The organism is Streptomyces sp. NPDC058470 (genome assembly GCF_042721055.1).
GTDB lineage: Bacteria > Actinomycetota > Actinomycetes > Streptomycetales > Streptomycetaceae > Streptomyces.
Genome location: NZ_JBHXMF010000018.1, coordinates 51270 through 69012, shown reverse-complemented (window position 1 = coordinate 69012; position 17743 = coordinate 51270). Strand labels below are relative to the sequence as shown.

The window sequence follows — 17743 nt, the reverse complement described above, 5'->3', positions numbered from 1 at the left end:
CACCGCAGAATGAGGCACGAGCAGTGAGTACGGCGGCCACCACCAGCGCGGTGCGGCTGAACGCCGCCACCATCACCCAGTACCTGGTCTCCCAGTCCGGCTCCTCCCTCACCCCGGGCAAGCGGCGGGCCGTCCTGCTGCGCGCAGCGCCCGCCTGGGACAGCCCCGCCGAGCTGCCCTGGGGCGACCAGCGGCAGGCGCGGGTCGCCGCCGCGCCCTCGCCGCTCGCCGTGTACGAGCTGGTGCTGCGGCACCTCGCGCCCGGCACCCCCGGCCCCGACGTCCTGGTGGTACTGACCGACCGCGAGGAAGCCGAACTCGGGCCCGACCTGCTGGCCAAGGTGCACAAGCAGCGCGTCAACGCCGTCGAGGCCTGGGACGTCGTCCGCGAGGCGTTCGGCGCGGGCGGCGACCCCGACGGCCGGCTGTTCGACGAGAACTGGGCCGCCGAGGCGCTCCTCGACGCAACCCCGCCCGGCGGGTGGCCACAGCGCGGCGGCGGCATGCTGTCCCGCGGCGGAGCGCTCAAGGCGCTGGCCATGCGGCGGCTCGGCATCGGACGGTACGACCCCGACCGCGACCCCCGCGAGGCCGCCGCCGCCCCGGACGCCGACGTCCTCGACGTACCCGCCTTGTTCCGGTGGTCGCTGGTCACCGGCGGCCCGGAGCGCTACCTCGCGCTGCGCGCACCAGAACGTACGGGACTCGCCCGCTTCCTGGGCGAGGAGGAGCAGGCGGGCGCCGCCGGGCGGGCGCTGCTCGCGCTGGTCGAGGCCGAACACGGTCCGGACGCCGTCGCCTTCGGCCTGGTGTGCGCCGCGCTGTGGAAGCACGCGGCGGAATCGGCCGACGTCGAGGACTACCGGGCACGGGGACGGGCCGAGCGGTGGTTCGGCGAGGAACCGCCCGCCCGCGGCGCGGCACTCGACGCGCTCGCCGCCTCCTTCGGACGGTCCTGCGAGGAGTTCGTCTCCGGTCTGCTGCTGGCCGGGCGGTCCGGCGACGACGAGGCGGCATCGGCGGCGCGGCGGCTGACGGGTTCCACGCTGGACCATGCGGCGCTCCTGGTACGGCAGTTCGGGGCGGAGCGCGCCGCCCGGACCAGCCCCGTACTGGCGGACGGACTCGAGGCACGCTTCGCCGACGCGGGCCGGGCACTCGCGGGCAAGGATGCCGAACCGGTCGTCCGTTCGGTGAAAGCCCTGCGCAAGCACCGGCTCGCCCACGACACCGACGCGGTGACCCGGATCGCACGCGCCGGGATGGCGCAGCGGCTGTGGCAGTGGCTCGCCACCGAACCCCCCGCCGAAAGCCCTGCCGTCGCCGCCGGGGCCGGTCCCGTCGAGGCCGCTATCGGTCGGCACGTCACCGAGACGGGCTGGGTGGACCTGGCCCTGGATCACATCGAGGCCGGCGGCGACCCCGACCCTGTCCTCAAGGCCGCCTACGACCGGCTGTGCGTCGCGGTGTGCACCCGCCGCCGCGAGATCGACCGGCACTTCGCCCGTGCCCTCGCCACCTGGACCGAGGGCGGGAACGATCCCGGGACGATGCTGACCGTGGAGACCTTCCTCCCGGTCGTCGTCGCTCCGGTGGTGAAGGCGGGGGCGCGGCGAGTCCTGCTTCTCGTCCTCGACGGGATGAGCGCCGCGATCGCCGCCGAACTGGGCGAGGAACTGCGGGAACACTGGGTGGAGTACGACCCGCATCCCAAGGCCAAGGGTGCGCCGCGGCGCCGGGGCATGGCAGCCGGACTGCCCACGGTCACGGCGGTGTCCCGTACATCGCTGTTCGCCGCGCGGCGGATGTCGGGCACCCAGGCGGACGAGAAGCGGCTCTTCCCCACCCACACCTTCTGGGGCGAGGAGGAGGTGGCGGTCTTCCACAAGGACGACCTGCGCGGCGAGAGCGGTGGCGCCCCCTTCGGCGCCGGGCTGTTCGACGCGCTCGCCGGGGACCTCACGCATGTCGCGGTGGTGCTCAACACCATCGACGACCGGCTCGCCGCGGAACAGAAACTCGGGGACGGGACCTGGCGGCTGGGCGACATAGGGCAGTTGCGGGAGCTGCTGCGGTTCGCGGCCGTGCAGGGACGGGCCGTCATCCTCACCAGCGACCACGGGCACGTCGTCGACCGGCACGGGGCGCGGATCACGGCGGAAGGAGTGCTGTCGGCACGGCACCGGGAGTCCGGGCAGCCGGGGAAGTCGGGGCAGCCCGGCGAACCTGGTGCGTCGTTGGCGGAGACGGAGGTGCTGCTCCACGGCGAGCGGGTCGTCGCGCCCGAGACCGGGGGGCGGATCGTCGCACTGTGGGACGCCGACTCTCGGTACACGGCACAGAAGGCCGGCTACCACGGAGGCGCCTCACTGGCCGAGTTCGCCATCCCCGTACTGGCCTTTCTTCCCTTCGGCGCCGAGCCGCCCAAGGGATGGCGTGAATTGGGCGGTCAGCAGCCCGCATGGTGGTCGCTGGCCCCGTCAGCTCCCTCGGAGGCTCAGCAGCGTCCCGGGGCTCCCGGCACGGCGGACACCTCCTCCGCGCCGGTGCAGAAGAAGGCGGGTAAGCGCACCAAAAAAGAGAGCGAGCTTGCCCGCAGCCATGAGGCGCTGTTCGACGTGGAGTTGGCGCCGAGCGCGGAGGGCGACGGCACTCTGCTCACGCCGCAGCCGGTGTCCCCGGACGACGACCTGGTCAGCCGTCTGCTCACGTCGGAGGTCTTCGCCGCCCAGTGGGAGATGCTCACCCGGAAGCCCACCGCCCTCCGGGTGGAGAAGGCGGTTCACGCCCTGCTGGACGTAGGCGGCACGCTCCCCGTGACCGCCCTGGGCCAGCGCATCGGACTGCCTGCCGGACAGAACCCCGCCGGTTTCGCCGCCGTACTGCGGCAGTTGCTGAACCACGACGGCGTGCAGGTCCTGGAGACACTGCCCGACGGGCGAACCCTGCGGCTCAACGTGGGCTCGCTGCGGGAGCAGTTCGAGCTGGGATGACGAGGGATTCTGCTGCGGACGTTTCGGGAGCCGGGTGAACCCGCCCCCTGAACGTCCGCCCAGCGTCAGGGCAGTTGCCGGAGGATTCGGACGAACTCCCGCAGCTCGTCGGCGCGTTGTTGCGACAGCGGGTCGGGGCTGAAGTGCGCGATCTTGTTGCGGATGTCGCGCACCCGGTCGAGCTGGCGGACGAAGTGGGTATGGCTGACACCCGGCAAGACCAGGGCCTGCCAGTTCTGGTCCGCCCTGGCCGCGCGCTGCAGCTCTTTCTGCTTGTTGCTCCGAGCGTTGCCGTCGAGCAGTTTCACGTAGTCACCGAACATGAGGTCGGTGATCTTTCCGGTCTGCCGGTCCGGGATGTCCGGCTGCACCGCGCGAATGGCCTCCTCACTGAGCTTCCCGCCCAGGCACCTGCGCAGCCGGAACTCGATCTCGCCGACGATGAAGAACGGCCAGGCCGTCGTCTCGAAGCGCTCGGTGATGTCGGCCGCGGTCACGATCCCGCTGAACCGGCCGTTGTTGCCGCGCACCAGCAGATAGCCGTACTCGCAGATCATCGGCAGCAGAGAGAAGAAGTCCTGGTGCGCCTCGGCCACCGGCGGGTCCGGCACCATCGCGTTCGCCAGCGCCCATTCACCCTGTGCGCGAGTGGCGTACATGTTGACCACCGACTGCCAGGTCACCACACCGCGCAAGGTGTAGTGGTCGTCCATGACGGGGACCTGAGAGTAGTTCTTGGTCTGCATGAAGTACGTGATGTCCGCGAGCAGGTCGCTCGGCAACACGGACTCCAGTCCCCCGCACGCGGCAGGCAGGTCACCGATCTGGAAGGGCCGCTGTGGCAGCGCGCCGGCCGTCAGCCCCTCGTCGTCCGCGTCCTCCTGGTCCTCCTGCGCGGCCTGTTCGGCATCGGGCACCGAGGCCGGTTCGACGACGTGGACGTCGGCGAGGCGGCCGCACGTGGCGAAGTCGGGGAAGGTCGACAGGCCCGCGTCCTTCAGGGCCTGCCTGATGAGGAGCACATCGGAGTCGTTGCGTACTCGCGTCTTGAAGAGCGCGAGAAAGTCAAGAACCGGGAGCTTGCTCCCCTTGAGGGCGAGGAGCTGCTCCTGCGGAGGGATGTGCGCCATGACCGCGCTCACCCGGCCTCGGCGTCACGGAACACGGTGCGCTTGCCCATGGCGGAGCGCACCAGTTCCAGGAGCTGTTTGGCCCGGTTCTCGTAGAACCGTACGAAGTCCCCCTCATGCAAAGCGGACGGGTCCAGGAGGTGGGTGGCGAGCACGTCGTCGTACCACTCCGGGCGCATGCCCGACTCGAGGGTCAGCGACTTCAGGTACGCGGCTGGAGAACCCGACATGCTGCGGCTGGCCCGGTAGGACAGCGGCGTCTTGTTCACGATCGAGTTGGCGCGCGCGGCCCACTCCTGGTCATTCCTGGTGAACCAACCCTTGGGGAAGATCTGCCGCACGGCCACGTTGTACTCGACCAGCCGGCCCGCGCTGAGCGGTGCGTCGGTGAAGTACCAGTCCACCGCGCCCTGCTTGATCAGGAGTGCGTAGATCCCCTTGTACGCGGCGCTGTTGCGGGTGGTCAGGCCGTCCAGACGGTCGGAGAGGAACGCTGCCTCCACGATCGTGTCAGGGACGGTGCCCCCACCGCCCAGCAGCCATGGCACGAGCTGCTCGACGTCGCGCACGAAGCGGCTCTCCGTGGAACCGCCGTACATCTCGCCGAGTACGCCGCACCAGTACCACTGGGCAATGCGGTCTTCCGCACTCGTCTTCCACGCGCCGGTCGCCCCCTCGACGATGGCGCGGACCGCCGCGAGCGGGACGAGCTGCGTGCGGTACGGCAGGTCGGCCGTGCGGACGATGCACTGCTGTTCCAGGAAGGTGCCCACCCAGGCGAAGGCCTCGGCGACCCTCGGCGCCAGCCGCCGGAAATCGTCCAGGGGCAGGTTGAGCAGGTCACGGCGCTTGCACGACACAGAAGTGCGCGGCTCCCGCTGCTTGCACTCCCAGGTGTGGACCAGGGCGACCGCCTGGAGGAAGTCGCTGCTGCTCAGCCCGTCCTCGACGCCGTTCTCCCAGCGCCCGAACACCGGGTACGTGGAGACCAGCGACTTCTTAATGTCCTGCCACTCGTCAGGCAGCTTGTAGTAGTTGCCGAAGCGCCCGACGTACTGCTGGTCACCCGCGTACTTGGCGGTGAGCAGTTCGAAAACGTTCAGCTGTATACCGCCACTGTTCACCCGCTCGAACACCGCGCACACCGCGTCCATGGTGGTGGACGCGGGCAGCTTGATCATCGGCATCTGGAACGACTGCACGTTGTTGAGGACGACCTCCTCGAACTGCGACCACAGATCCCAGTTCGCCTCGTCGAGCTTCACGAACGCCTTTTGCCAGGCATTCATCCGCTGGACGTCGAAGACCAGGTGGAGCGGGAAGTAGGCGGCCGCGCACTCCAACTCGGTGGTGGTGAGGTCGAGGTCGACCCTGCGCGCGAAGTCGGACCTGACGACCCGTTCCTCGGGGACGGAGACAATCGCGTCGTCCCGGTCCGCGGGCAACCCCACCGCCTTCTTGATGTCCACGTAGTACCAGCGGTTCAGCTCCTTGCCCCGGGCGTCGACCGTCGCGACGGGATGGTCCCGGTGCAGCGCCTGGAACAGGGAGGTCAGCCGTTGCTGGCCGTCCAGCAGCAGCAGGTCGGGCGCCCTGCCCTCGGCGTCCTCGGCGCCCTTGAGTGTCCGCGCCCTGAAGGGAGACGTACCACCGGTCTCCAGCGCCATCGCGACGCCGAGCGGATAGTCCAGCGTCACGGTCGCGATGAGCGCCCTGATGCGCTCGTCGTCCCACTTCCACTGGCGCTGGAAGTCCGGAAGTTGCAGTACTCCGGACGCAACATCCCGCAGGACATCCTTGAGTCTGGGATTGTCGAGACCTGTCACGCCGTGTGTTCCCCCATGTGCCGACCCTGGTGACCGCGATCCCCTTGGAGACTCGGTCAGTTGAACGCACCATTGCAGCAACGAGCCCGGAACGCCGTCAACCGCCGCACCCCCTCCTTCTCACGCACCGAACATTTTCGGCCACGCTGAGTCGCCCATGCCGCCCACCTCCATCCCCTTCGACGGGCACCGCCGACGGCACCCCTCCGAGGATGGAAGACTGGCGGAGTGAGTACGGATCGCCCCATTCGAACCCCCACGGTCAGCGCGGCCCGCCGCCGAGACGTCATCGACGCCCTACGGCGGGGAGCCGTCCCCGAAAGCGGACTCGACCTGCTCGCCACGGGCCTCGACCGGTTCGAGACCGCGCTCGCCGCCGAGCTGGACGCAGTGGCCTCCGGGGCCTCGGTGTTCAAGGCGGTGCGGGGAGAGTACGGGTCCGGCAAGACGTTCTTCACCCGGTGGCTCGGCGAGCGCGCCAAACGGCGCGGCTTCGCTGTGGCCGAAATCCAGATCTCCGAGAACGAAACGCCCCTGCACCGGCTCGAGACCGTCTACCGCCGGCTCACCGAGCGGCTGGCCACCCCCAGTTTCTCTCCGAGCGCGCTGCGTCCCGTGGTGGACGCGTGGTTCTACGCGCTGGAGGAGGACTCCCTGGCCTCGGGCGTCCCCGAGGCCAAACTGTCCTCCGAGGTGGAGCAGTTGCTGACCGCCCGCCTGGCGGAGGTGTCCCGGCACGCGCCGTCGTTCGCCGCAGCCCTGCGCGGCTACCGGGCCGCGATCACCGCGGGCGACGAGACCACCGCCGCCGCGGTCATGGCCTGGCTGGGCGGACAGCCCCACGTCGCCGCGTCTGCCCGCAGGGCAGCGGGAGTCCGCGGCGACCTCGACCACTTCGGCGCTCTCGGCTTCGTACAGGGTCTACTCACCGTGCTCCGCGACTCCGGGCACACCGGGCTGTTCGTCGTCCTCGACGAGGTGGAGACCCTCCAGCGGGTCCGCTCCGACGCACGCGACAAGGCGCTCAACTCCCTGCGCCAACTCATCGACGAAGTTCACTCCGGCCGCTTCCCGGGGCTTTACCTGGCGATCACGGGAACGCCCGCCTTCTACGACGGCCAGCAGGGCGTGCAGCGGCTTGCCCCGCTGGCGCAGCGGCTGGCCACCGACTTCACGACCGATCCGCGCTTCGACAATCCGCGTGCGGTGCAAGTGCGGCTGCCCGGCTTCACGTTGGAGTCCCTCATCGGCCTGGGCGCCACGATCCGGGACCTGTACGCGGAGGGCTCCGCGAATCCGGAGCGGATCAAGGCCGTCGTCGACGACGCCTACATCGCCGATCTGGCGAAGGCAGCGGGTGGAGCGCTCGGCGGGAAGGTGGGGGTGGCGCCGCGGCTCTTCCTGAAGAAGCTTGTCGGTGACGTGCTCGACCGGGTCGACCAGTTCGACGACTTCGATCCACGTACGCACTACGCCCTCACCGTGAACGCAGCGGAACTCAGCGAGGTGGAGCGGAACGCAGCGGCGAGCGCCGACGACGTCGAGCTGGAGCTGCCGTGACCGAGCCTGCTGCCGAGGGGTGGGACCGGCTTCATCCGGGACTCCTCCACCACATCGTCAACTCCCTTGGCTGGCCCGGTCTCCGCCCGCTCCAGCAGGAGGCGGTCGCACCGCTCCTCGACGGCTCCGACGCCCTACTCCTCGCTCCCACAGCAGGTGGGAAGACCGAGGCCGCCGCTTTCCCGCTGCTCACGAGAATGGCGCAGGAGAGCTGGACCGGTACCTCTGTCCTCTACGTCTGTCCGCTCAAGGCCCTGCTCAACAACCTGCTGCCGCGCGTGGAGACCTACGCGTCCTGGCTGGGACGTACGACCGCGCTCTGGCACGGTGACGTCTCCCAGTCCCGCCGGAAACGGATCCTGCGCGAACGGCCCGACGTGCTGCTGACCACTCCCGAGTCCCTGGAGTCGATGCTGGTCAGCGCCAATGTCGACCACCGCGCCTTCTTCGCCGGGCTGCGCGCGATCGTCGTGGACGAGGTGCACGCGTTCGCCGGAGACGACCGGGGCTGGCACCTGCTGGCCGTACTGGAACGGCTGGAGCGCGTCGCCGGGCGGCCGGTCCAGCGCATCGGCCTCTCCGCGACGGTCGGCAACCCGGGCGCGTTGCTGGACTGGTTGCAGGGCTCGGGGCATGGGAAACGGCAGGCACAGGTTGTCGCGCCGCACCTGCGTGAGGACTCTCCCAGGCTGCCCCCGCCTGGGGACGTCCAGCTCGACTACGTCGGCTCACTGGCCAACGCGGCGAGGGTGATCGCAGCCCTTCACCGGGGCGAGAAACGCCTGGTGTTCTGCGAGTCCCGGAAGCAGGTCGAAGAACTCGGCGAGAGTCTGCGCGCCAAGGGACTGACCACGTTCCTCTCCCACGCGTCCCTGTCGGCGGACGAGCGGCGGCGAGCCGAGGAGGCCTTCGCCGAGGCCAGGGACTGCGTGATCGTATCCACCAGCACGCTCGAACTCGGCGTCGACGTGGGTGACCTGGACCGCGTCATCCAGGTCGACGCGCCCGGCACCGTCGCCTCCTTCCTCCAGCGCCTGGGCCGCACGGGGCGACGACCGGGATCCGCCCGCAACTGCTTGTTCCTGACCACCGACGAGGACAGCCTGCTGTCGGCGGCGGCTCTGCTTCTGCTGTGGTCGCGCGGCTGGGTCGAGCCGGTGGTCGCCCCGCCCGAGCCCCGGCACATCGTCGCCCAGCAGGTCCTCGCGCTCTGCCTCCAGGAGCACCGGGTGGGCGACCACCTGTGGCAGGAGTGGTGGGGTGGGCTCGGCCCCTTCGGCCCGTCCGCCGAACCGATCGTCCGCCACCTGGTGGAGGAGGGCTACCTGGACCGTGACGAAGGCATGCTCTTTCTCGGCCGGGAGGCGGAACAACATTTCGGGTACCGGCACTTCATGGACCTCACCGCCGTGTTCGTCGCGGCCCCCGAGTTCACGGTGCTGGCGGGCCGCACCGAGATCGGCATGGCCGACCCCACGCTGCTGACCGAGGAAGTCGCCGGCCCGCGACGGCTGCTGCTCGCGGGGCGCAGCTGGCAGGTGACGTACATCGACTGGTCAAGGCGCCGCTGCTTCGTCGAACCGGTGGAGGGTGGCGGGAAGGCCCGCTGGAGCGGCTTCGGCCCGGCCCGCGGAGCGTCGTACGACCTGGCACAGGCCGCCCGGGAAGTGCTGCTGGGCGCCACGCCCCCGGTCACACTCACCCGGCGGGCCGAAGCGGCCCTGGCCCAAGTGCGCGAAGAGAGCACCGACCTCGTACACCCCGGCGGAACCGTGATCGTACGAGGCGGCCGGGACACGAACGTGCGCTGGTGGACCTGGGCCGGGTACCGGGCCAACGCCACCCTTGCCGCCACCCTTGCCGCCGTCGCCGATCCTCTCCAGCGCCCCACGGATGCATACGTCAGATTGCGCGAGGACCTCACACTCCAGGACTGGAAGAAAGCCACCGCGGATGCGTCCGCCCATCTGTGCCTGCCCTCAGTGGACGTACGGGCGCTGAGTGGTCTCAAGTTCAGCGTCGCACTCCCGCCCCGTCTTGCGGAGGCCACCCTCGCCGCTCGCCTCGCGGATTTGGATGGTGCGACGACTGTCCTTCGAGAGCCGGCACGCTTCACGGCCCTGGGAGAGTAGACACTCTCGAGCTCAGTCGGACTAACGAGAAGATGTCACCCACAGTGACATCGCCTCACAGTCAGCGTGAATAAGGTGTGTTAGCCTCGGCCCACAGGACGTCAAAAGAAACAGACGCCCGGTTCGCCTTAGGCCCCGCGGATGCGGGGCCTTCGTGCATCTTGAGGCCTTCGCACGCGTCCAACCCTCGTACGCCTCAGGGCTTCCAGCAGTGCTGATGCACCACGCGTGGGGCTACGTACGACCACAGCTTCTCGTTCGTCTTGCGTGCCTGCGGGTTGGTGTCCTGGCCGCTGACCAGCCTCCTGTGAAGGTAGGCGATGAGGTCGGCAGCCTGAAGCAGCCGGCTCGCCTTCGAAGGCGCGAAGTGGATCGTGTCGACAAGCCTCGGCAGTCTGCTGCTCAGCGTCCCGCCTGTGCCGCCCTGCTGGTAGTCCCTGAAGTGGCGCCGATGGTCGTCAGCTCCGTCGATCTCGTCGGCGATGACAAGAGCCAGCTGGTCATCGTCGTGGGCATGATGGTCGATCTGCTCCAGAAGGTGGCGGAGCACGATCTCGTGCGGCAGGCAGGACTGATCGCCAACCACCTTGTGCGCAGGGACATCAAGGCCGCGGACGATGACCTGCACCTCGTGCGCAGCGATCGCCTTCATCGCGTCCCCGTAGACGCCGATCCGGGCGCGGACCATGTTGCGGCCCTTGTTGCCCATGCGGGACCAGTCGTCCCTCGCCTGCACCAGGGCGTGCCCGTGCAGTTCGGCGTCGGCTTCGACGGGATAGCTCTCGGAGGCCTTGCGCACCACTGAGTCGAGGGCTCGTCCGAGCGGCCGAAGATACTGCTCGGGCACAAGCAGAGCGACCATCCAGTAGCGCTCCGCGTCATACGACTCATCGACATAGGTCAGCAACACTGGGTGATTGTTTCACACAACAAGGTTGATGGTCGGGGGTGTTGTGATGAGCCGGAGGACCGCCCACTTCAGAAGAGCACGTCCTGCTGCGGCTTGCCACCCCGCTGCGAACGAGGACGGCGGGCGACCTCGGGAAGGTTCTCCCAAGTGGGCCGCAGACCCGCGATCTCCACCTCCCCCACCCTGTCCTTGAGATACGCCTGGGTATCCGGATCCGTCGAGTAGAGGACTGCTGCACGGCTGGCTCGCGTGAGAAGGACGTGGTACGCGTTCCGGACACAGTCCTCGAAGACCTCCGGGGCTACCGCCGAACCGGCTACCTCGGGGTCGAACGAACCTGGCTTCCGGACCCGCCAGATCTTGACCGCCTTCTCCCGGCGTTTCACGCCCTTCTGGAAGACCCACTTGCCGTCCCGCCACACCATGTCGTCGCCGAGGATGACACCGCACCAGTCCCACTCAAGCCCTTGCGACGAGTAGACGCAGCCGATCTGGTCGATGCCTGCCGGGTCGACACCCCACAACTTGGCCGGCGGCGCACCGTGTTCGCAGTAGTTGTCGCCCCAGGCGTTCCAGAGACGGTGCCAGCCACCGATCCGTACGTCCTTGACTAGTCTTCTCACGTGCCCCTTCGGCTTGTTCCAGGGCCAGCAGAATCCTGCCACGATCCGGGCACTGGCACCTGCGTCGTGCTCTCGGCGGATGACTCGTTCCAATTCCTCTGGACTGTCTGCGACTTCCACATGCATCAGTCCGTCCGGTGCCCACCGGTCGACGTCACGACCTGAGAATCCAAGGAGGTCGTGAACCCACTGCCGATAGGCATCACTTCCACCACAGCGGAACTGCTCCTGCAGCGCAAAGGTTGTCGGGGACAGTTCTCGCCGAGCCGCAGCGTCCTCGATGAGTTCCACAGTGCCGACCTCGTTGGGCCTGACCGACTGACGGCCGTCCAGGAGGAAAACCGTCACTCGTGCCGCGTCCAATAGCTCATCGACCTGCGGTCCTGTACCCCATTGCTCCTCAGGAACGCGGTGGTTCGTGGAACGTTCCCGCAATCGGTGCGCCTCGTCGCAGATCAGGAGATCAAGGCGTGGCTTGGGCGGCTTGATGAAGCTACTGAAGAAAACGAACATGTCCTGGAAGGCCCGATCGCGGTAACCCACGTGCCGCTTCATGGTGGCGTCGAAGGCACGTGACCCTGACGCGTACCGCACTCTGTGGCCCTGTAACGCGAGCTGCCGCATCAACTCCAGCCCGATTGCGCTCTTTCCGCTGCCGGCACCTCCTCTGATGACGAAGACGGCATCCTCCTTCCAGACACTCGCAGTCAGCAGATCCTCGCCCGGGGCATCCGAGAGCCGCTCCACCGCCATCCGTACGGCGGCCGCCGCGCGCTTCTGCTCTCCGCGCAGGGTGAAGACGGTGTCCTCACCCTTGGAGGACACCATGGCGTTGAGCAGGGGTGCATTGCGTACCCCCATGCGCTGGAGCAGCAATTCCGCCGACGTGGCACCCGAGGAGCTGTCGAACTGCCTGAGCAGTTCGCGGTGGAGTTCCACCCGGTCGTCCCGGGTGAAGTACATCGAGTAGGGGCTAGTGCTTCGGCCAGGGGCGAACAGCGCCTGCACATCACCCACGTGCGCATTGTGCAGATAGCTGAAGCCTGCGTACTCGATCTGGAGTCCCTTCAAAGGACCGTTTTCTCCGAAGAAGTAGTCAGCGTTTCGGGTCAGCTGATCACTGGGATGGGCCTTCTCTCTCTTCATACCGGGGACCAGAAGCTTGCTCTCGTTCCGCACGCCAACCGCGACGGACGCCCAGCGTTTGAGTTCGATCAGAGCGAAGGAGTCACGTCCAGTACCGGGATGTCGTCCGACGAGCACCACGTCGATGGGAGCCGGTGCGCCATCGGGGCTGCACTCGACGAGCATGTGCACGCCTCCCCTGTCGATCTCCTCAAGTTCCTGGGCCAGTTCCATGAGGCTCTCGGCCCAGGCCTCATGTTCACCCGTCGATGCCGGGGTGCCCTCGATCGCCGCGTGACGTGCCGCGAGATGGGACAGCAGCAGGCGGCGACGCCTATGGAGAGTGAGCAGATCGCTCGCCGACAGGTTCAGCAGAAGCGCGGGCACGAGGTAGGTCCCCCAGGGCACGAGAAGCTCGTGCGGGTGGGGGCATGTCCTCGTGTGGAAGCCCGTCGGGCCGCATCCGACAGAAGATCACTGTACGGAACGTCTCGGGAACAGGAGCAGGGTTCCCAAGGTCCGGATCCCCCACGGCAGCTGAAGGTTTTCTGTGCCTCGTGGAGAGTTCGATAACATTCGATCAGCCATTGCTGCGGCCCGACGGGCTTCCGCTTCAGGACATGCCCCCACCCGCACGAGTCACTTCGTGCTGCCTGGGGGCATTCCTTGCTGTTCCGCGAGTCCGCAGACGCGCTCGCCGCGCGGGCCCTTGACGGCTCACTTTTCCTGCACCTCACTGAACAGTTTGTGCATGCGCACGGGTACAAGCCGAGTCCGTCCGAGGTCAGGTCCTGGGAGCGCTCATTGCCTGCGCTGAGTCGCGCCCTGGCCGATGCCGGGCTGGGGTGTGTCGAGATGCTCGTCGAGTACGCGCTGCCGCTCACCAGCAAGCGGGCTGACGTGGTCCTGGCGGGCGTGCATCCGCGGACGAAGGAACCCTCGTACGTCGTCGTGGAGCTGAAGCAGTGGAGTCAGGCATTCCCTGACAAGGACGACCCTCTGCTCTGCCGGGTCGACGCGTACACCCATCCCGTGCTCAACCCCATCGAGCAGGTGCGCGGCTACTGCGACTACCTGGTGTCCTTCAACGGGGCTCTCGCCGAGCATCCGGAACGGATCTCCGGCGTGGCATACCTGCACAACGCCACGGAGTTCGGGGTCAGCGGACTGTACGAGGTGGAGCAGAACGTGCGCGGGCGGATGTTCACCGCCGAGCGGCGAGGCGAGTTCCTCGATTACCTACACAGCAAACTCGCGCCGGAGCCGGGCGCGGCGGCAGCTGACGCACTGCTCGCAGGGAAGGTCCAGCCGTCGCGGCAGCTGATGGCCGTTGCGGCCCAGGAGGTCCGTGAACGCGAGCAATTCGTGCTTCTGGACGAACAAAAGGTGGCCTACGAGACGGTCCTCTCGGCTGTACGCAGAGCGGAGGAGTCCGACCACAAAGAAGTCATCGTGGTGACGGGCGGGCCCGGCACCGGCAAGAGCGTGATCGCGCTGTCTCTCCTCGGAGAACTCTACCGACGGGGAACGCCGGCGCTGCACGCGACCGGATCGCAGTCGTTCACCAAGACCATGCGGAAGGTCGCGGGCGCACGCAAGCGCGAAGTCCAGGATCTCTTCAAGTACTTCAACAGCTTCATGACGGCACGCAAGAACAGCCTGTCCGTGCTGATCTGCGACGAAGCCCATCGGATTCGGGAGACCTCGGCGAATCGCTACACCGCAGCCGCGCAACGCACCGATAAGCGGCAGGTCGACGAGTTGATAGACGTCGCGCGCGTCCCCGTTTTCCTACTCGACCAGCATCAGGTGGTACGCCCCGGGGAGATGGGCACCGTCGAACAGATCAGGGCGGCAGCTGCAATCCGTGGGCTGCAGTGCCGAGTCGTGGAGCTGGACAGCCAGTTCCGGTGCGGAGGCAGTGACGCCTACCTGCGGTGGGTGGTGCGGTTGCTCGGCCTGGAAGGCAACGGTCCGGTGGACTGGGAGGACGATGGCAAGGTCGGTCTCGAAGTCGTGGACAGCCCGCAGGAGTTGGAAGCTTTTCTCACGGCCAAGCGCGCGCAAGGTTACGGCGCGCGCATGACAGCCGGATACTGCTGGCCCTGGACCAAGAAGGTCCCGCCGGGTCAGGACCTGCCCACCGACGTCACGATCGGTGGCTGGGGCCGCCCGTGGAACGTCTTCGGCGAGCGCGCCGTGAACGGCGCTCCCCCAGCCGCCCTGTGGGCCACCGATCCGGCGGGCTTCGGCCAGGTCGGCTGCGTCTACACCGCCCAGGGCTTCGAGTACGACTGGAACGGCGTCATCATCGGCCCGGACCTGGTGTGGCGCGGCGACCGCTGGATCGTCGACCGTGCAGCCTCCAAGGACCCCGTGTTCAAGAAGTCCACGCCTGGCGCTGACGTCGACCGGCTGATCCGGAACACGTACAAGGTGCTGCTGACCCGCGGCATGGTCGGGACGGTGATCTACTCGACCGACGCCGAGACCCGGGCGAAGCTTCGGCAGCTCGTGGTACCCCTCACTTCCCAAAAAGCCCTGGCGTAGCGCTACGTTCGACATCTACTGACGTCGAACCGCTTCGGAGAGGCCCCGGTCGCAGAGGGCAATCTGGTGTGCGACGAAAGCTGGTCAACGCCACTTCCAGCAGGCCCCTTACGGCAGCCAGTAACCGCCAGCCCGAAGTCCGCCTGGAGATTACGCCGAGCCCCGTGGCGATACGGAGCAGGGGCTCACGCAGAGCCGCGAATTCCGCGCGCGTGGGGTGGCCTCGGGCCAGGCGGCCTCGTGGTCGGGGAGGCAAGCATCGGCGGGGCGGCCGGCCTCGTACGTGGCGAGGCGCGGGTGCCAGGTGGTCGTGAAGGGGCGCAGTGTCGTGTTGACCTGAGGGATCCTTAACCGCTTCGACCCCGAGGTCGCTCCGCCGCTGGCCCGGCCACGTGACGCCCTCAGCCGGGTCCTGCGCCCTCTGCTCGCCTCCTGGCACCCTCGCCTCCTACGCTTCCCACCGCCCCGAGGGCCGGGACCCGGTGGTGTACGAACGGGACTGGAAGCACCCGGACGCCCTCCGGCGCGAGATCACGGCGGTACGCGAGACGCTGGTCTTCCTCGCCCGCGCCTTGCAGCGAGTGGCGGACGTGAGCGACCTGATCGACCTTCCGGTGCTGCGGGCGACGGAGGCGCCCGCAGCACCGGGGCAGATCGGGCCTCCACCCGCTGACTAGGCGGGTTGTTGCGAGCAGAAAGGCCAAGGCGAGCCTGCCGACCCACGACCTGGCCCTGCCTCTGGTTCGGGCAGCCAGAACCCGCGCTCGACCTCCGCATGGCGGCCATTGTCAGTGGTGCGCGCTCTAATGGGAGATGTCGTCACAGAGCGTCACGACTACTGCTGGCTACGGGGGAGGTGGCGAACGTGGGTTACGAGGAGGACGGGCAGAGGTACGTGTCCGTGGCCGGGCTGCGGGCGCGGGGGTGGACCGGCGCGATAGTGCACCGGCTGCTCGGGGCTCCGGACCGGCTCAGTGTCGATCCGCGGCGGAGGTCCGCCCCGCACACCCGGCTCTACCGTGTCGAACGGGTCGAGGCGGCAGAGCGCAGCGAGATCTTCCGGAGCGTGACGGACACCGCGGCACGGCGGTCCGACCTGGTGCGTGCCGCACTGGAGCGGCGACGACAGGAAGTCCTGGAGCGCATCGGAGCCGAGCCGATCGACGTACCACGCCTCGACCCGGGCAAGCTGGCGCTACGGGCCATGGAACACCGGGCACGGAAGGAGTACGCCGCACTCGACACGGACGGCCCCATCCCACCCAGGCCAACGGGCCGCGCCACACCCGGATCGACGGGCCGCACCACATCCGGGCCCACTGGCCCCACCCCACGCCAAGCCACTCGTGCCACGAAACCCGGCACCAGTGGTCCCACGCCACCCGAACCCACTCGCCCCACCACACCTGGACGAGCTGGTCCCACCCCACCCGTATCCGTAGGCCGGGCTGCACCCGCACCCGCCGGTCCCGCCCCTTCCAATCCCCCTGACGCCAGCCCACCCGAACCAACAGGCCGCGCCACATCCGGGACCACTGACCGCGCCACATCCAGACCTACCAATTCAGCCCCACGCCAACCCACTCGCCCCACCACACCCGGACGGGCTGGTCCCACCCCACCCGGGGGACCCGCTGATCCCAACCCACTCAATCCCGCTGGTCCCACCCCACCCGAACCCACAGACCGCGCCTCACCCCATCCCGACAGCCGTCGCTCCTCACCCGGCCCCGGCGAAGGCATCTCACCGACCGGCGTCCCCGGAGTCCCACCGCCGCTCGCCTCCGGCGGTCACCGTGCCTCCCTCGCTCCCTGGAAGGTCGACTATCTGCGGCATCGGCTGGCCCACTACGACCGGCTCCTCGACGGACTTCCCGGGCACGGCCGCTTCTCCGCGCGGGCCACGGCCGCCGCGCTGTTGCGGCGGCGGATCTTCGAGGCCATCGCCGAGGCCTACCCGGCACTTGCGGAGGAGTGCGAGCGGCAGGCGCGTGCTCAAGGGCTCAATGCACCGCCCCGGTGAGGTGAGTTCGGCGTGTGTCTCATGCGCACACGCCGACGGCGGCCGGCCCGGTGGGTCAGGGGTGCCCCTGACCCACCGGGTCCACGCGAGGTGCCCCCGTCCCTTCGTGGGCCCCCGCCGGGTCGCCCCGGAGTCACTCCGCCGGAGGAGAGCCCATGCCCCCGGGGGCACCCCAAGTCCGCCGCTTGGACAGCGCCCGCGCATAGCTCCCCGCCCGGCTCGTGGTCAGCCCCAGCGAGACCAGCGACTCGGCAAGCTTGACCGCGGCCGCCACCCCGTCGACGACAGGAAGCCCCAGCTTCTCCCCAACCACCCGCTGGAGTCCGGTCATCCCGGCGCAGCCGAGCACGAGCACCTCGGCTCCGGCTGCCCGGGCGCGTTCGGCGGCGGTCACGAAGGCTGCCTCGGTGCGTTGGGGGTCGCCGAGGTCGAGGACGCCGAGGCCGGTGCCGACGACGGCGGCGCAATGGGCGGCGACCCCGGCGGCGTACAGGCTGTCCTCGATCTGGCCGCGGGAGCGCTCCAGGGTGGTGACGACGCCATAGCGCCGCCCGAGCAGGCAGGCCAGGTGGGCGGCGGCCTCGGTGATGTCGACGACGGGTACGTCGAGCAGTTCGCGGGCGCCCTCGCGGCCGTGTTCGCCGAAGCCGGCCATGACGACGGCGTCGTAGGGACCCTTATACGTCCGCAGTGTGTCGAGGACGGCCGCCGCCGAGAGATAGCTGTCGAGCCAGCCCTCCGCGGACTCGGGTCCCCAGGCGGGGGTCAGTCCGGTCACCGTGGTGCCCGGACCTGCGGCTGCCCGGGCACCTCGTACGATCTCCTCGGTCATCTCCTGCGTCGTGTTGCAGTTGGTGACGACGATCCGCAC

Annotated in this window: 11 protein-coding genes; 5 read left to right on the top strand and 6 right to left on the bottom strand. The window is 68.7% G+C overall.

From position 1 onward, the window contains the following. Positions 1-23: 23 nt before the first annotated feature. Complete coding sequence (gene pglZ, locus ACFWP7_RS15635) at positions 24-2993, top strand: BREX-2 system phosphatase PglZ (protein ID WP_384381658.1); 2970 nt, start codon at positions 24-26, stop codon at positions 2991-2993. Between the two features lie 65 nt (positions 2994-3058). On the opposite strand, the gene ACFWP7_RS15630 is transcribed toward pglZ, so the two are convergent. Both ACFWP7_RS15630 and ACFWP7_RS15625 read right to left on the bottom strand, forming a co-directional pair. Beyond that, a complete protein-coding gene (locus tag ACFWP7_RS15630) occupies positions 3059-4123 on the bottom strand; it encodes a CBS domain-containing protein (RefSeq protein WP_384381656.1) in 1065 nt (354 codons plus the stop codon). Between the two features lie 8 nt (positions 4124-4131). Then, a complete protein-coding gene (locus ACFWP7_RS15625; protein ID WP_384381654.1) occupies positions 4132-5949 on the bottom strand; it encodes a DUF262 domain-containing protein in 1818 nt (605 codons plus the stop codon). Positions 5950-6177: 228 nt separating this feature from the next. Here ACFWP7_RS15625 and brxD point away from each other — a divergent pair, with 228 nt between their 5' ends. After that, positions 6178-7509 carry a BREX system ATP-binding protein BrxD gene (brxD, locus tag ACFWP7_RS15620; protein ID WP_384381652.1) on the top strand — a complete coding sequence of 444 codons (1332 nt, stop codon included), beginning with the start codon at positions 6178-6180 and terminating at the stop codon, positions 7507-7509. Then, positions 7506-9641: a DEAD/DEAH box helicase gene (locus ACFWP7_RS15615; RefSeq protein ID WP_384381650.1), complete on the top strand. Its 2136-nt coding sequence runs from the start codon at positions 7506-7508 to the stop codon at positions 9639-9641. The genes brxD and ACFWP7_RS15615 overlap by 4 nt, the downstream gene beginning before the upstream one ends. 196 nt (positions 9642-9837) lie before the next feature. Here the strand turns inward: ACFWP7_RS15615 and ACFWP7_RS15610 are convergent, their stop codons facing one another. Beyond that, on the bottom strand, positions 9838-10551 hold the full coding sequence (locus ACFWP7_RS15610; protein WP_384381648.1) for a DUF3800 domain-containing protein: 714 nt from the start codon (positions 10549-10551) through the stop codon (positions 9838-9840). A 68-nt stretch (positions 10552-10619) separates the two neighbouring features. Beyond that, complete coding sequence (locus ACFWP7_RS15605; RefSeq protein ID WP_384381646.1) at positions 10620-12533, bottom strand: DUF2075 domain-containing protein; 1914 nt, start codon at positions 12531-12533, stop codon at positions 10620-10622. Between the two features lie 432 nt (positions 12534-12965). Between ACFWP7_RS15605 and ACFWP7_RS15600 the strand changes: the two genes are divergently transcribed. Both ACFWP7_RS15600 and ACFWP7_RS15595 read left to right on the top strand, forming a co-directional pair. Beyond that, the gene (locus tag ACFWP7_RS15600) at positions 12966-14849 is read left to right on the top strand and encodes a DNA/RNA helicase domain-containing protein (RefSeq protein WP_384381644.1); all 1884 of its coding nucleotides are present in this window, start codon (positions 12966-12968) and stop codon (positions 14847-14849) included. A 392-nt stretch (positions 14850-15241) separates the two neighbouring features. Further along, positions 15242-15526: a hypothetical protein gene (locus tag ACFWP7_RS15595; protein WP_384381642.1), complete on the top strand. Its 285-nt coding sequence runs from the start codon at positions 15242-15244 to the stop codon at positions 15524-15526. Between the two features lie 1067 nt (positions 15527-16593). Here ACFWP7_RS15595 and ACFWP7_RS15590 read toward each other — a convergent pair. Both ACFWP7_RS15590 and ACFWP7_RS15585 read right to left on the bottom strand, forming a co-directional pair. Beyond that, the gene (locus ACFWP7_RS15590; RefSeq protein WP_384381641.1) at positions 16594-16848 is read right to left on the bottom strand and encodes a hypothetical protein; all 255 of its coding nucleotides are present in this window, start codon (positions 16846-16848) and stop codon (positions 16594-16596) included. A gap of 157 nt (positions 16849-17005) precedes the next feature. After that, entirely contained in the window at positions 17006-17743 is a 738-nt protein-coding gene (locus ACFWP7_RS15585; RefSeq protein ID WP_384381639.1) for an aspartate/glutamate racemase family protein, read from the bottom strand.

Bases quoted from the DNA above. Each gene is read 5' to 3' on its own strand.
- ACFWP7_RS15630 (WP_384381656.1), bottom strand. From the start codon at position 4,123: ATGGCGCACATCCCTCCGCAGGAGCAGCTCCTCGCCCTCAAGGGGAGC.
- ACFWP7_RS15605 (WP_384381646.1), bottom strand. From the start codon at position 12,533: ATGGAACTGGCCCAGGAACTTGAGGAGATCGACAGGGGAGGCGTGCAC.